This window comes from Campylobacter sp. RM5063, from assembly GCF_024723655.1.
Taxonomy (GTDB): domain Bacteria; phylum Campylobacterota; class Campylobacteria; order Campylobacterales; family Campylobacteraceae; genus Campylobacter_D; species Campylobacter_D lari_D.
On record NZ_JANQDA010000002.1, the window covers coordinates 79828 to 94856 of the forward strand.

General features: G+C 29.4%; 20 protein-coding genes. 1 reads left to right on the forward strand and 19 read right to left on the reverse strand.

Going from position 1 to position 15029, the window contains the following annotated elements; translation table 11 throughout:
* Positions 1 to 13 precede the first annotated feature (13 nt).
* Positions 14 to 1795, forward strand: coding sequence for a PhoX family protein (locus tag CAMP5063_RS01335; protein ID WP_337194657.1), 1782 nt, complete (start codon positions 14 to 16; stop codon positions 1793 to 1795).
* Between the two features lie 19 nt (positions 1796 to 1814).
* On the opposite strand, the gene trxB is transcribed toward CAMP5063_RS01335, so the two are convergent.
* The 19 genes from trxB to mqnP form a co-directional block, all read right to left on the reverse strand.
* Positions 1815 to 2753, reverse strand: a complete 939-nt coding sequence (trxB, locus tag CAMP5063_RS01340; RefSeq protein ID WP_258107683.1) for a thioredoxin-disulfide reductase — start codon at positions 2751 to 2753, stop codon at positions 1815 to 1817.
* Between the two features lie 117 nt (positions 2754 to 2870).
* Positions 2871 to 3185, reverse strand: a complete 315-nt coding sequence (gene trxA, locus CAMP5063_RS01345; protein ID WP_039619298.1) for a thioredoxin — start codon at positions 3183 to 3185, stop codon at positions 2871 to 2873.
* Positions 3186 to 3234: 49 nt separating this feature from the next.
* Entirely contained in the window at positions 3235 to 3573 is a 339-nt protein-coding gene (locus tag CAMP5063_RS01350; RefSeq protein ID WP_133319499.1) for a YraN family protein, read from the reverse strand.
* A complete protein-coding gene (locus CAMP5063_RS01355) occupies positions 3573 to 4826 on the reverse strand; it encodes a homoserine dehydrogenase (RefSeq protein WP_133319498.1) in 1254 nt (417 codons plus the stop codon). The genes CAMP5063_RS01350 and CAMP5063_RS01355 overlap by 1 nt, the downstream gene beginning before the upstream one ends.
* Before the next feature lies 1 nt (position 4827).
* Positions 4828 to 6030 carry an LL-diaminopimelate aminotransferase gene (locus tag CAMP5063_RS01360; protein ID WP_337194658.1) on the reverse strand — a complete coding sequence of 401 codons (1203 nt, stop codon included), beginning with the start codon at positions 6028 to 6030 and terminating at the stop codon, positions 4828 to 4830.
* Positions 6031 to 6042: 12 nt separating this feature from the next.
* Complete coding sequence (locus CAMP5063_RS01365) at positions 6043 to 6849, reverse strand: hypothetical protein (protein WP_263659525.1); 807 nt, start codon at positions 6847 to 6849, stop codon at positions 6043 to 6045.
* Positions 6843 to 7715, reverse strand: coding sequence for a hypothetical protein (locus tag CAMP5063_RS01370; RefSeq protein ID WP_337194659.1), 873 nt, complete (start codon positions 7713 to 7715; stop codon positions 6843 to 6845). Before CAMP5063_RS01370 ends, CAMP5063_RS01365 begins: the two co-directional genes overlap by 7 nt.
* Positions 7708 to 8388: a 23S rRNA (guanosine(2251)-2'-O)-methyltransferase RlmB gene (rlmB, locus tag CAMP5063_RS01375; protein WP_133319494.1), complete on the reverse strand. Its 681-nt coding sequence runs from the start codon at positions 8386 to 8388 to the stop codon at positions 7708 to 7710. The genes CAMP5063_RS01370 and rlmB overlap by 8 nt, the downstream gene beginning before the upstream one ends.
* Positions 8389 to 8407: 19 nt before the next feature.
* Entirely contained in the window at positions 8408 to 9226 is an 819-nt protein-coding gene (rsmI, locus tag CAMP5063_RS01380) for a 16S rRNA (cytidine(1402)-2'-O)-methyltransferase (protein WP_133319493.1), read from the reverse strand.
* Positions 9226 to 9426, reverse strand: a complete 201-nt coding sequence (rpmE, locus tag CAMP5063_RS01385; RefSeq protein ID WP_039664588.1) for a 50S ribosomal protein L31 — start codon at positions 9424 to 9426, stop codon at positions 9226 to 9228. Before rpmE ends, rsmI begins: the two co-directional genes overlap by 1 nt.
* A 77-nt stretch (positions 9427 to 9503) precedes the next feature.
* On the reverse strand, positions 9504 to 10166 hold the full coding sequence (locus CAMP5063_RS01390; RefSeq protein WP_337194660.1) for a 16S rRNA (uracil(1498)-N(3))-methyltransferase: 663 nt from the start codon (positions 10164 to 10166) through the stop codon (positions 9504 to 9506).
* Complete coding sequence (locus CAMP5063_RS01395) at positions 10166 to 10576, reverse strand: hypothetical protein (protein WP_220566545.1); 411 nt, start codon at positions 10574 to 10576, stop codon at positions 10166 to 10168. The genes CAMP5063_RS01390 and CAMP5063_RS01395 overlap by 1 nt, the downstream gene beginning before the upstream one ends.
* Positions 10576 to 10776 (reverse strand): cytochrome C, encoded by a 201-nt coding sequence (locus CAMP5063_RS01400; protein ID WP_133319490.1) that lies wholly within the window; start codon positions 10774 to 10776, stop codon positions 10576 to 10578. Before CAMP5063_RS01400 ends, CAMP5063_RS01395 begins: the two co-directional genes overlap by 1 nt.
* Positions 10776 to 11360: a 6-pyruvoyl trahydropterin synthase family protein gene (locus CAMP5063_RS01405; RefSeq protein ID WP_133319489.1), complete on the reverse strand. Its 585-nt coding sequence runs from the start codon at positions 11358 to 11360 to the stop codon at positions 10776 to 10778. The genes CAMP5063_RS01400 and CAMP5063_RS01405 overlap by 1 nt, the downstream gene beginning before the upstream one ends.
* Complete coding sequence (locus tag CAMP5063_RS01410) at positions 11357 to 12106, reverse strand: 7-carboxy-7-deazaguanine synthase QueE (protein WP_263665503.1); 750 nt, start codon at positions 12104 to 12106, stop codon at positions 11357 to 11359. The genes CAMP5063_RS01405 and CAMP5063_RS01410 overlap by 4 nt, the downstream gene beginning before the upstream one ends.
* Entirely contained in the window at positions 12106 to 13074 is a 969-nt protein-coding gene (moaA, locus tag CAMP5063_RS01415; protein WP_133319487.1) for a GTP 3',8-cyclase MoaA, read from the reverse strand. Before moaA ends, CAMP5063_RS01410 begins: the two co-directional genes overlap by 1 nt.
* Positions 13075 to 13083: 9 nt before the next feature.
* Positions 13084 to 13605, reverse strand: a complete 522-nt coding sequence (locus CAMP5063_RS01420; RefSeq protein ID WP_337194661.1) for a DUF6115 domain-containing protein — start codon at positions 13603 to 13605, stop codon at positions 13084 to 13086.
* Positions 13598 to 14095 (reverse strand): hypothetical protein, encoded by a 498-nt coding sequence (locus CAMP5063_RS01425; RefSeq protein ID WP_263659526.1) that lies wholly within the window; start codon positions 14093 to 14095, stop codon positions 13598 to 13600. The genes CAMP5063_RS01420 and CAMP5063_RS01425 overlap by 8 nt, the downstream gene beginning before the upstream one ends.
* A complete protein-coding gene (mqnP, locus tag CAMP5063_RS01430) occupies positions 14092 to 14967 on the reverse strand; it encodes a menaquinone biosynthesis prenyltransferase MqnP (protein ID WP_263660452.1) in 876 nt (291 codons plus the stop codon). Before mqnP ends, CAMP5063_RS01425 begins: the two co-directional genes overlap by 4 nt.
* Positions 14968 to 15029: the final 62 nt, after the last annotated feature.

The following is a 15029-nucleotide window of genomic DNA, read 5'->3' on the forward strand; positions in this document are numbered from 1 at the left end:
TAAAAGGAGTTTTATGAAAAGAAGAACATTTTTGAAAGGTTCAGCTTTAGGTTCTATGGTAGCATTTTTTGCTAGCTCAAATTTAAATGCGAGTTTATTAAAAGATAAAGATTTGCTAAATTTTAAAGAAATACCTGCTAGCACAGAAGATAAAGTTATCGTACCAGATGGCTATAAAGCAGATATTTTAATCTCATGGGGCGATCCTCTTTTTAACAAAGCATCTATTTATGATGAAGAAAAAAATATCGATAAAAAAGCTGTGGAAAATGCTAAATTAACTTTTGGAGACAATAACGATGGTATGAGTTTTTTTCCTCTTTCAAAAGATAGGGCTATACTAGCTATTAATAATGAATATATAAATCCTGAAATTATGTTTAAACATCAAGGTAAAAATCTTAGCTTAGATGATATTTTATATGAACAAGCAAATTTAGGGGTGAGTATTTTTGAAATAAAAAAAGAAAAAGATCAATGGTCTGTGGTGCTTGATTCTAAATACAATCGCAGAATCGATGCAAATACAAAAATGAGCGTTAGTGGTCCAGCAAAACAACAAGTACTTCAAAATGAAAATTTTATATATGGAACTTTAAATAATTGTGCCAATGGAAAAACACCTTGGGGGACTTATCTTACTTGCGAAGAAAATATAAATGATTTTTTTGGAAGTTTAGATGAAAAAATTAAATTTTCAAAAGAGCAACTTAGATTTGGATTTAAAGCTCAAAGTCAATATGGGTGGGAAAAATTTGATGAAAGATTTGATTTAAGTAAAAATCCAAACGAGGCAAATAAATTTGGATGGGTTGTAGAAATTGATCCATTTGATCCAAACAGCATACCTATAAAAAGAACAGCTCTTGGAAGATTTAAACACGAAAATGCAGAATTAATTGTAGAAGATGATGGAACCGTTGTAATTTATATGGGAGATGATGAAGCCAATGAATTTATTTATAAATTTATAAGCAAACATAAATATAAAAAAGGTCTAGATACTAGCAAAATTTTAGATGAAGGAACCTTATATGTAGCACAATTTAATGGAAAAATAGGAGATTTTAGAGGGAGTGGAAAATGGATTGAGTTAGAATATGGTAAAAATAACCTTAATAAAGAAAATGGTTTTAACTCTCAAGCAGATGTGTTAATCAATGCTAGAATTGCTGGATCTATTGTAAATGCAACTCCTATGGATAGATGCGAATGGATAGCAAGCCATAAAGAAAGTGGCTCAAAAGAAGTATTTGCTACCTTAACAAACAATAAAAAAAATAATAACCCAAATCCAGCAAACCCAAGAACAAAAAATATTTACGGACAAATAATTAAATGGGAGCATAAAAATTCTCATAAAGATGATGAATTTACTTGGGAAATTTTTGCACTTGCAGGAAACCCTGATAATCAAACAAGTTTAAATAAAGGCTCAAACAACATTACAAGTAATAATAAATTTAATTCCCCCGATGGATTAAGTTTTGATAGAGATGGTCGCCTTTGGATACAAACTGATGGAAACTATTCTAATCAAGAAGAATTTGAAGGCATGGGAAATAATTGTATGTTAGCAGCTAATCCAAAAACAGGGGAAATAAAAAGATTTTTAACAGGACCAATAGCTTGCGAAATAACAGGAATTGCTTTTAGCCAAGATTATAAAACTATGTTTGTTGGAATTCAACATCCAGGAGAGAAATTAAAAGGCAGTCAATTTCCTTATGGCAAAACACCAAGATCAAGTATAATAGCAATAAGTAAAATTGATGGCGGAGTTATTGGAAGTTAATCAATTTACACTAGAAATTCTAGTGTAAATTTTCAATATAAGCTAAAGCGCTAAGCGCTGCAACCGCTCCATCACCTGCTGCACATATTACTTGTTTTGGAGCATCTTTTCTTAAATCACCTGCTGCAAATAACCCTGCTATGTTAGTTTGCATTTTAAGATCAACACTAACTTGACCACCTTCTTCCATAGCACATAAAAATTCACCATTGTCTTGTTTTAAGATTTCATTTCTTACATTTAATCCAACAAAGGTAAAGATTCCAGGCACATCAAGCTCTCTTTTAGAACCATCATTAAATGCTATTTTAATTTTATTAACACCCATATTATCACCGCAAACCTCATCAACAACCGCATTTGTGATTAATTCTATTTTGTCATTATTTTTTACTTTTTCAACTGTTGAAGGTGCTGCTCTAAACTCATCTCTTCTGTGGATTAAATACACTTTCGAACAAATATTAGCTAGATACAAAGCTTCTTCTAAAGCAGTATCTCCCCCACCTAAAACAGCCACTTCTTTATTTTTATAAAAAAAGCCATCGCAAGTTGCACAAGTACTCACACCTTTACCAAAAAATTCATCCTCGCCTTTAAAACCAGCACGACGCGGAGTAGAACCTGTGCAAACAATAACTGCTTTTGCTTGTTCGTTTTTACCGCCTTCCAATTTTATATTAAAACTTCCATCAGAATTTTTACTAATTTGCTCAACACCTACCATCTCATGTTTTAAACCAAAACGCATACATTGTTCATTCCAAGGAGCCATAAAAGAAATTCCATCTAAAACTTGAGCAACTCCAGGATAATTTTCTATCTCTGAACTCGAAGTAATCTGCCCACCAGGCATACCTTTTTCAAACATTACAACATTTTTTAATCCACCTCTTGTAGCATATAAACCTGCGCTCAAACCTGCAGGTCCACCACCTATAATAGCTAAATCTAACATGATATTTTCCTTATAGTTTTATTTATAAGTATTATACAAATTTTTCTTTAATTATAAATAATAAAAATTATTAAATAGTAAAAAATATGAAGAAAAGCCACAAAAAGTGGCTTAAGATTATAAAAGTGAGTTTAGTTTATCTGCTAAAGCTTGTTTTGATTGAGCACCAACTAGTTGATCAACCACTTCACCATCTTTAAAGAAAATGATAGTTGGGATAGATCTTACACCAAATTGTGCAGCCAAATCACCTTGCTCATCTGTATTTACTTTACAAATTTTAGCTTTACCATCAAAATCATTTGCAAGCTCATCAATTACCGGTGCAAGCATTCTGCAAGGTCCGCACCATGGAGCCCAAAAATCTACTAAAGCTACACCTTCTTTTGCTTGTGCAAAATTTTCTGTAGTTAAATCAATATATTTTCCCATTTTTTCTCCTTTGTTTTTCAAATTCTATTAAAATAGAATAAACATTCCCTTAATAACTAATGTTCTCTAAAAGTTTTATATCATCTTTATATACGCAAAGTAAATCTAGTTGATAATTTTCATCATTTTTATGTTTCATAAAGTAATATTCTATAGTCTTAATAATTTTATTATATTTTTTATTATCTAATCTATATTCTACCTCATAATCACCTTGCGTGCTTTTAACTTCAATAAAATGTAAAATTTTATCTTTTTTAGCAATAATATCAATTTCTCCAAATTTAGAATAAAAATTCCTTTTTAAAATTTCAAATCCTTGTGTTTTTAAAAATTCACACGCTAACTCTTCTCCTTTTTTACCAAAAAGATATTCAAATAACGCCATTACTCTTCTATTCTCATCATAAAAACATCATCTTTTACAAATTCTTGTTCTCTAAGCTTTTGGGTTAAAATTTGTATATTTTTTTCATAAGTTTGATGAGTGATGAAAAATAAAGTGCTATAATCTTGCTTTTCTTTTTTAGGCTTTTGCAAGAAAGTATCGATTGAAATTTGATGTTCGCTCATTAATTGTGTGATTTTTGATAAAACTCCTATTTTATCTAATACCTTTAATCTTAAATAATATCTTGTATAAATTTCATCTTTACTTAAAAGTTTATAAGAAGTATCATTTAAATACCCAAAAATAGCACTATTTTTTTCTTTTCTTGCTATATCGATTAAATCAGCTATAACAGCACTTGCAGTTGCCCTGCCACCTGCTCCTGGGCCATAATATAAACTTTCACCCAATACATCTCCATCAATACTAATAGCATTCATTACCCCATCAACTTTTGCTAGTATTTTATCTTTGCTAAGCATGGTAGGATGAACTCTTAATTCTATTTTTTCATCTTTAATCTTAGCAATACCCAAGTGTTTTATGGTATATTCAAATTCTTTTGCAAAATAAATATCTTCATTACTTACTTTGCTAATACCCTCAATCAAAATATCTTCAGGTTTTACTCTTAATCCATAGGCAATATTTGCTAAAATCAAAAGTTTATGCGCTGCATCAAAACCCTCTATATCAAAAGTGGGATTAGCTTCAGCATATCCTAAATCTTGTGCTTTTTTTAACACCTCTTGGAATTTGGTATTATCTTCGGTCATTTTACTTAAAATATAATTGCTTGTACCATTTAAAATACCTTTAATAGAAACAATATTATTAGCACTCAAGCCCTCTTTTAAAATTTTAATAATAGGAATTCCACCCGCCACACTCGCCTCATAACCAAAAGCTGTATCTTGTGCTAATTTTTCAAGCTCATAACGATGATAAGCAAGCAAAGCTTTATTAGCAGTTACCACTGCTTTTTTTCTTTTTAAAATTTTTGAAATTATCTCAAAGGGTAAATCAATACCACCCATTAACTCCACAAATACATCAATATCTTCACGCTCTAAAACCTCATCAATATCATTTACCACAGGAATTAATGCATTTGGTTTTGGATTTCTTGCCAAAGCAATTACTGGAATAATTTCTTCATCACATCTTGCTTTAATTAAATCTTGATTTTTTAGCAAAGTCTCTACAACAGCACTTCCTACCGTACCATATCCCAAAATTGCGATTTTCATTTTATTCTCTTAAATATTTTTTTATATTTCTTGCTGCTTGACGAATGCGATTTTCATTTTCTATTAAAGCTATTCTAACATACTCATTACCCGCTTCACCAAAACCAACTCCAGGACTTACCGCTACATTTGCTTTTTGCAAAAGCTGTTTAGAAAATTCCATACTTCCAAGGTGAGCTTTACCTTGAGGGAGTTTTGCCCAAACAAACATACTTGCATTAGGTTTTTTCAGCTCCCATCCTGCCTGAAAAAATGAATCAAGCAAGACTTCTAATCTTTTTGCATAAGTTGCCTTAATCTCTTCAACACAAGTTTGATCTCCATCTAAAGCTATAGTAGCAGCAACTTGTATAGGAGTATACATACCATAATCAAACCAAGACTTGATTTTTTTCAAAGCCGCAATTAAGCGTTTATTACCCGCTACAAAACCTACACGCCAACCTGCCATATTGTAAGACTTTGAAAGTGTATAAGTTTCTACCGCTACATCTTTAGCACCTTCAACTTCAAAAATAGAAGGGGTTTTATAAGAACCAAAAGTCAAATCTGCATAAGCAATATCAGAAATAATATAAAATCTTTCTTTTTTTGCCATTGCAACTAATCTCTCATAAAAACTTCTTTCCACAGTGACTGTTGTAGGATTGTGCGGAAAATTTACTACTACATATTTTGGACGCGGAATACTTTCATGTAGTGTTTTTTGTAAATTTTCAAAAAAAGTATTTTCATTTAATTCATAATTTTCATTAAAATCAAAATTCATAGTTGCTACATTACCACCTGCTATGATAAAAGCTTGAGTGTGTATAGGGTAAGCGGGTGTAGGTACAATAGCTACATCTCCTGGGTTAATAACGGCTCTTGCTAAATTTACAAAGCCTTCTTTAGAACCCATCGTTGCAACTACTTCACTTTCAGGATCTAAATCAACATCGTATTTTCTTTTATACCAATTGCAAATTGCAAGTCTTAGTTTATAAATTCCACTCGAAGCAGAATAACCAGAAGTTTTTTCTTTATTTGCACTTTCGCAAAGTTTATCTATAATGTGTTGAGGAGTTTTACCATCAGGATTTCCCATAGAAAAATCTATTATATCCTCCCCTGCTCTTCTTGCTGCCATTTTAATCGCATTAACTTCAGCAAAAACATAATTTGGAAGTCTTTCTATGGTATTAAAATGAATTTCTTCAAACATTTTCCATCCTTTTTAGCGTCTTAAGTAAATCTTTAAACCCCTTTTTATGTTATCAAGGCTAAACATATCGCCAATGATAGCATATTTTGCACCCAATGGGATATTTATATTAATTTCATTTTGTTTGTGTGTGTTTTCTATACCTTGAATAAAATTTAAATTTTTATCTAAAAATTGAATTTTACAAAACCAAGAATCAAGATTGTGCGCACTAAGCTCTATGCTTTTTGCTCCTTGTAAATCAACAATATATTCCCTTAAAGGCTTATTTAATTGAGTGATGGTATTTAGTGGAATTTGAGTATTAACTTTAGGTTTTGCTTTTGAAAAATCTAGCTCATACTCATAATTTAATTCTGAAATTTTAGAAATATCTTTAATAAAAACAGAGCTTGATAACAAGGCTTTATAGAAAACTCCTGGATCAAGCATATATTGAGAATCTACAGCTAACTTATAGGTAATATAATTTTCCCTTAAAGTTAATTCAGTTGGTATAAAATACACATAGCCTAATTCGTTTAAAGTATCATTAATAGTTTTAAAAAATAAAACAGAATCAGCTTGAGCTTTAAAACTAAAAGTTAGAGTTTTTGGCTCATTTAATATAAAATTTGCCAAAGAATTAGTTTTTAAAATTTGAGAAATAGTGTAAATATCTACATTTCCGCGTTCATCTTTATAATCATTCCTTGCAAACAAGAGCTCTAATTTTGCATCTTTAGAATTATCATTAACAATATGTTTTGCAACTTCTAAAGCACTTAGTGCAAAAGCGTTAAGAGTAAAAAAAATGGAAAATATTAAAATTCTTACCATAATTTTCCTCTATTTTCTTTGATAAATTCAGCTTTTGTAATTTGTTTGATTTTACCATCTTTAATCATTAAAAATTTAGACACACCGTTTTTAAACTCTAAAGTATTATTATTTTCATCGTTTAAGCTAAAAGCAGCGTGGCCTGTGGTAATTAATATATCTTTATCCAAAGGTAAAACATAATCATTTTTAATAGTTAAAGAGCTCTTTCTAAAAGTTTTTAAATCCACCATACCAAGCCAAAGCTCTGCACTTGGTTTTATAATGCTTTCATTGAGTAAAATGATATTTTCTTCAGGCATATTTGAGCTAGCATTATCTTCTAATGTTTTTTCTGTATTATTGTTCTCGCTTATTGGTTCTAAAATAGTCGCGTTTGTTTCATTATTTTCCATAGCATCATCAGCAAAAAAATTAAGAACTGGTGTTTCATTTTCATCAACTTTTTCTTCTAAAACAACCTGCTCTTGATTTAATACATTGGTAGTATTTTCATCTAAAGTAGAACTTTGAAAAAATCTTGAAACACCCCAGGCCAAAGCTACTATCAAAAGTACTACTACTATAATCACAATATACCATACACTTGAGCTTTCTTTGGTATATGAGTTCATTCTAGGTGAAATATGCACATGATTTTTTTTCTCAATACCATTTTCTTCTAAATAGACATGATATTCTTCTAAAAAATTAGAAAAGTCAAGCTCATACTCTCTTTGTAAAATTTTAATAAAGCCATTTACATTAAAGCGGGATAAAGACTTAAAATCTTTCTTAATGATATATTCAAGACAAGCTATTTCTATTTGTGTTCTTTTTTGAACTTCTAACAAATTTAAATCTTCTAATTTTTTCCAACTATCCATTTTTCATCCTATCGCAAAGTATTGCAAATGCTGCACTAACATTTAAACTATCAAAATCATTGTGCATTTTTATACCTACGCACTCATCGCATTTTTTAAGTACCTTTGGCGCTATACCAAAACCTTCACTTCCCATAATCAAAACTTTTTTATCTTTGGCCTTGATAGTATGTATATCACTACCTCCGCTTGCACTAGCATAGATATAAAAACCTTTTTGTTTTAACTCATTTATCATGCTTAAAATATCATCATTTAAGACTATTTTCATATCTAAAGCTGCTCCACTACTTGCACGAATAACTCCATCCATAGCCACGCTTTTAGCTACCAAAATAACCCCATCAGCACCTAAAGCATAAGCACTACGCACGATAGCACCTATATTTCCAACATCGCTAATATTATATAAAATAACTATAAAATCTTTTTCTTTTAAACTCTCAAAAGAGCTAAATTCAAATTCATCAATTTCCATTAAAAAACCTTGATGATTTCCACCTCTTGCCAAGCTTTGTGCGGCTTTAAAATCGAGTTTTTTAATTTTTTTTGATGCCCTTGTTATTTTTGAAAAATCAGCTTTTTCACATTCTTTTGCCAAATAAATTTCTTTAATTTTTTCTTCATGCTTTTCTAAGATATAAAAAAACACTTGCTTACCATAAACTATCATTTTTAAATAATAACCAAATTCAACTTAAAAGCAGTTTTTGATAATTTTCTTTTGGAGATTTTGCATTGATTTTCGAAAGAAGTTTTGCCTTTGTCTTTAAAGATAAATCAAGCTCATAAATATCTTGCTCACACAAGGTATTTTGATGAAATTGCTTTTCTTTGGCATTTACCACTGCACACCATTCACCGCGTAAATCCATTGTTTTTAATTTTTCCAAAACCTCTAAAGCTTCTGCTCTAAATTTAGTTTCAAATTTCTTTGTTGCTTCTTTTATGATAAAAATTTCTCTTAAAGGATCAATTTTACTAATTTCTTCTACTAAATTAAGTATTCTAGTGGGTGCTTCATAAACTATACTAGGATAAGGATTAAGCATTAAATTTTCAATATCTTTTTGTCTTTGAGGATTTTTATTGGCCAAAAAACCCATAAAAATAAATTCTTTTTTACAAAATGCACTTGAAACCAATGCAAGCAAAGCAGCATTTGATCCTGTTAAGACTTCATAGTCAATATTGTTTTTAATAGCATATTCGATTAAAAATTGCCCCGGATCGCTAATACCTGGCATACCTGCATCACTTAAATATGCAATATCTTGTTTAAAAAAATCCTCATCTATTTTTGCTAAAAAATCTTTTTCATTATGAGTATGTAAAGCTATATATTTATCAGGCTTTATTTCTAAATTAAATTTTTCATTAAGAAGATGAATTAAAGATTTGCAAACTCTTGTATCTTCACATAAAAAGAGCTTGCATTTTTGTAAAATTTCTAAAGAATGAAAAGAAATATCGTTTAAATTTCCTATGGGCGTAGGAATAAAATATAACATTATTGCATTGCGTATTTTTTCTTAAATTTCTCTACACGACCCGCAGCATCTACGATTTTTTCACTACCTGTAAAGAATGGGTGGCAGCTTGAACAAATATCAACTTTAATTTCTGATTTATTTGACTTAGTAGTAAAAGAATTTCCACAAGCACAACTAACTTTACACTCTACATATTCTGGGTGAATTTCTTTCTTCATTGTTTATCCTTTTTCAAAACATTAAGGCGTAATTATATAGATTTTTATATAAAAAATAGCTAAATTTAAGCATGCTTTTAAATTATAAATTTTGAAGCAACCCCTATAAGTGCTGTTTGTGCTTTAAGTATATAGTTGGCTTGTAATTTTGCTCTTTTTATATTTATTTCTCTTTCTTTTTGCGAAAATCCGCCTTCAGCCCCAACCAAAAATACATATCTATCGGGATCAAAATTCATCAAATCTTTACCTTCAAAATCTATCAAAACAATATTTTCATAAGCTTGCTGAAATTTTTTAAAGTCATCAAAACTTTCAAGTTCCATTAAAGAAGCACGACCGCATTGCTGGGATGATTCTATAAGAATTTTTTCCATTCTTTTAAAATCTAATTTAAAATTTTTTTGCGAGTATTCCATATACACAAAAGAAAGTTTTGCTACTCCAAGTTCATTTAAAAAAGGTAAAGTTTTTTCTATAACCTTTGGATCAATCACCGCCAAAGCTAAATGTATATATGTTTTTAATTCTTGTTTTTCTTCTTTTTTATCAAGTAAATTTAATATGCAAGAGCGTCTAGAAAGCTCTATGCATTCATAAGTGTAAGTATAAAAATCTTTCAAATTCTTTAATATAATTTTATCACTCACTTTAATTCTTCGAGCCTTTAAGTGTAAAAAGGCTTCATTTTCTAGCTCTAAACTTGCAGTACCACTTTGTGGGTGATATAAAAATTGCATTAAAAATAAAACCTCTTAAGTAAATAAGGTACAAAAAGTAAGAATATGCCTAAACACAAAATAAAAAAACTTAAAAATCTAAATTTAGCATAGCGTTTAAACAATCTTGCTTTTTTAAATAAAACAAATTGGTAAATAGCCAAAGCAAAAATCAAAATCCAACAAAACCACATAGAAAGCACATAGAAATTAAATTCAAAATGCTTTAAAGCCCATAACAAACTTCCAGTAAAAAGCGTAATTGCTAAAAACAAATAATAAATTGGCAAAAATAGACGAATTCTTTTTATAAAGATAAATTCTTGTGAGAAGTTACTTTGAGTCAAATACAAATAAAACAACATTAAAAAACCATTTGTATATAAACTATACACATGCAATGCTAAAAAAAATTCATAACTTTGATCCATTATTGTCCTTGTGTATTATTTTCATCTTGTATATCATCATCAACAGGTATAGGAAGTGTTTCATCATCTATAATGACATTAGAATCACTTTGTTCAATCTGAACTTGCTCGGTTTGTATTTCTTTTTTTATATTTTTATTCTCTTGATTTGAACAAGCCATAAAAAGCAATATTGGCACAATCAATAAAATCTTTTTCATTACACCTCCTTTTGATTGATAAAAACAAAATTTACATCTTGAAGTTTTTCAAAAAAATCTTTATTTTTCCATTCATCTCTTATAGCTTGCGAAAAGTCAATATCTGCCAAATCAATCTTTGGTAAAAATTCACTATAAGCATCTTCTCTAAAACCTTGTGCATAACCTGTTCTTGTTTCATGTACAATAATGCTTTTTAAACTAACACCTTGCTCACCATTGACCATCTTAGTCTTTAAAAGCAAAGTATCAATCAGTACAAAAAATATGCGTACAAAATTTTCCGCACTTACATTCACAGGTAAACTCACCCATCTTTGCGAGTGCTTTTTCATATCTTCTAAATAAGCTTTATCATCATCTTTAAAAAGCGTAATAGCATGATCAAAACTATCAATAATTTGTTTTATCTCATCTTTTAACAAACCAAAATCATACACCATTCCAGCATTATCAAGGTATTTACTCTCAAGTAAAATTTCTACCTTATAAGAGTGGCCATGTATGCTTGTTTTACATCGCTTGGAGCTACAAAATCTAACAATATGAGCATTTTCAAATTCAAATATTTTTCTAATAATCATACGCCTTCTTTATCTCCCCAAATTCTAATATGCAATCTATCGGAGTAATTATATCCATTTTTTATACAAAATTCAGCAACACTTAAGGCATTTTTGGAAATTTCTTCTTCATTTGACCCCATAGGCATACAAAAAACATCATTTTTACAAACTTGTAAAATTTCATTGATTTCTTTTAAGGCTTTATTTTCTTGTAAAAAATCCTTATCCAAAACAAATTTATAAAAACTTTCCTTAGCATAATTTTTAAAAGCTTTCAAAGCTTTTTCATTAATTCTTTTTTCTTTTTTTACACCACTATTGCTAAGCTTTACTCCTAAAGCAAAATAACATTTTTTATACAAAGGATATTTTTCAAAATCAATTTCAATACTTGCATTCGTTTCAAAATGCACCATAAAATCATTTTCTAAAAGTAAATTAATAAAACACAAAAAATCTTTATTTTGATAATTTAACAAAGGCTCACCACCTGTAATTACAACTATAACTTTGCGTGAATTTGCTAGCTTCAAAACCTCATCAAAAAGCTTTGTTGAAGTATATGTTTTATAACAAGTTTTAAATTCTTTAGTAAAAACAGCTCTTATAGTATCACAGCCCAAAAGTATTTTAGAATCTTTTTCTTTTTTTACTCCAAAGCCTGCGCAGTTAAAATTACACCCGGCAAATCTTACAAATATAGCCAAATTTCCACTATATTTTCCCTCACCTTGCAAGCTTAAAAAAGTTTCAACAACTTCCATTATCCACCTGTTTGATAAAAGGCTCTTGTAGAACTTTGATTGGCATCATTTTCTGCCCATCTATTTTTTTCTGATTTATTTTTTATCACGGTTTTTAAAACTTCACAAGCACCTGCTATGTCTTTATTGCGTATAGCTTTTTTAATGCTTAAAGCCTCATCATAATATAAACAAGGTATTAAAAGCCCTTCGGCTGAAAGCCTTATACGGTTACAACTATCACAAAAATCATGGCTATGTGGATCAATAATGCCAAACTCATACCCATCTTCAAGTTCATAAATAGTCGCAGGTGCATTTGGACTTTTTTGTCCTTGTTTAAAAGAATACTTTTGAGCAATGATATTTAAAATTTCTGTTGATTTTAAGCCTTTTAAATCTCCATAAGCATGATAATTTTCCATAAATTCTATAAAGCGAATTTGGCTTTTGCGTGCTTTGGCAAATTCTAAAAGATCGATAAACTCACTATCATTAATCCCTTTAAGAGCTACGGTGTTAAATTTAATATTAAAACCTAATTCTAAAGCCTCATTAATACCATTTAACACATCTTTGAGTATGTTTTTTTGAGCTAATTTAAAGGCCACTTCTTCTTTTAAAGTGTCCAAAGAGATGTTAATTCTTTTTAAGCCCGCTTGTTTTAAATCCTTTGCTTGTTGTTTTAATAAAGAAGCATTAGTAGTAAGCGCTAGATCTATATCTTGCTTATACTCACTAATCATAGCAATAAATTTATGCAAATCTTTTCTTACTAAAGGCTCACCACCTGTAATACGAATTTTCTTAACTCCTTCATCAATGCAAACTTTAACAAACATAAAAAGTTCTTCAAAAGATAAAAGATTTTCCTTAGCACTCCATTCAAATGGAGTTTTTGGCATACAATAAAGGCAACGAAAATTACATCTTTGTGTTACTGAAATTCTTAAATAATCAATCACTCTTCCATAGCTATCTACTAACATCAAAGGCCTTTATAATAATTTATTAAATTTTAAAATAAGCTCAACCCTGCCCATACCTATACGCAAATCTTTGGCAATTTGCCCTATGGATTTTTTTTGATTAAAAAGTTCGATAACTTTTTGCTCTTCATTATCATAGCTTGGGCTTAATTTTGTAATACTTTGGGTTTTTTGTTCTAAATTTAATAAACGATTTTTTTGCTCACTTTGAAATTCTTCAATTACTTCCTCTACTTCTTTTAAAGCACTTAAAATAGGAATAATATTTTGATTGATTTTTTGTTCTAGCACCTGCAAAAGTTCTTCTTTTAATTCTTCTCTTATGGCTTCAGTGTCTATTTCTTCTTTTTCTTGCTCTTGCTCATCTAAACTTTCTTTTTTTAAATAATGATATTGTTTATTTAAATCTTCTATCATTTTACCAAGCTCATTGATCTTAACAATACTTTCTTTTTCTTTAATCATCATATAAGCAAACATAGCAAAAATTAATAAAGCTACAACTAGCCACAATAATAAATCACTATCCATTTTCTTGCTCCTTTAAAATTTTAATCATTGCTCTTTGCATATTTGCTACAAAATTATCATACACGAGCTCATCTTCTGCTTTTATTTGCGTGATTTTTGCTTCATTCTCATTTAATGCTTTAAAAAAAATACTAATTTTTTGACCATTTAAATTAAATCTAGCATAATAATCTTCATCTTGCATTAAACACCTATCTTTAAATTGAATATGTGTAAAATTTACCCCAATCACAAAAGATTTATATTTTAAATTAACAAATAATTTTGTTTTATTAATATCATTTTTTATCAAATACAATTCTTGCTTTAAATCCATAAGCAAATCAAAAATCAACTGCTCGCCCTCGCTAAATTCTACCCTTGAAGCAAGCTTTTTCCATTTGCTTAAATTGACATAATTATTACTTGAAACATATTCTTGCAAAAACTCTTCATATCTTTCTTTGCTCTCTTCAAATTCTAATTCCAAAGAGCTTTTAAAAAATTTCATCTCCATAAAAGATCAACCCATATAAAAATAAAAAACACTATACTTAAATACCCATTTAAAGTAAAAAATGCTTTGTCAATTTTTGCAAAATTCTTTCTAACAATGCGGTGCTCAAAAAATAAAATAACAGCACTAACAATCACACCTAAAAATGCAATATTTCCTGTTGGAGCTACCCAAACAAATAAAAACCAAAAAAGCACTGCTAAAACATGACAAAATGCTGAGATGAACAAGGTTGCTTCAAGCCCAAATTTAGCAGGTATAGAGTGCAAGCCTGTCTTTTTATCATACTCCATATCTTGCAAAGCATAAAGTAAATCAAAACCAGCTGTCCAAAAAGTAACACCCAAACACAAAATAACACTATAAATTTCAATACTTCCCAAAACCACAATACTGCCTGCAATAGGAGCAAGTCCTAAGCAAAATCCTAATACTAAATGCGCTAGGGATGAAAATCTTTTAAAGGCTGAATAAATAGCTAAAATAAACAATACCGGCAAAGAAAGAGCAAAGGCTAGTTTGTTGATAAAATAACTTGCCAAAACAAAAATAATAGCATTTAAAATAATAAAAAGTAAAATGCTAGTTTTACCTATACGACCATCGATATTAGGTCTATTTGCACATCTTGGATTGTTTTTATCAATGTCTTCATCCATCAAACGATTGATTGCCATTGCAAAATTTCTTGCACTTACCGCGCAAATAACACCCAAAAACAAAGCTTTAAAACCAAACCAAGTGCTATCATTTAAAATAACAGAAGCTACAATCATAGAAACAAACAAAAATGGTAAAGCAAAAATAGAATGCTTAAAAACAATCAAGTCCAAAATATCTTTTAATTTTTCTTTTAATAAAGGCATTTTTTCTCTTTATAGTATATTTTTGTTATGATTTTACTAAAATAATTTTAAATTTAGGATAT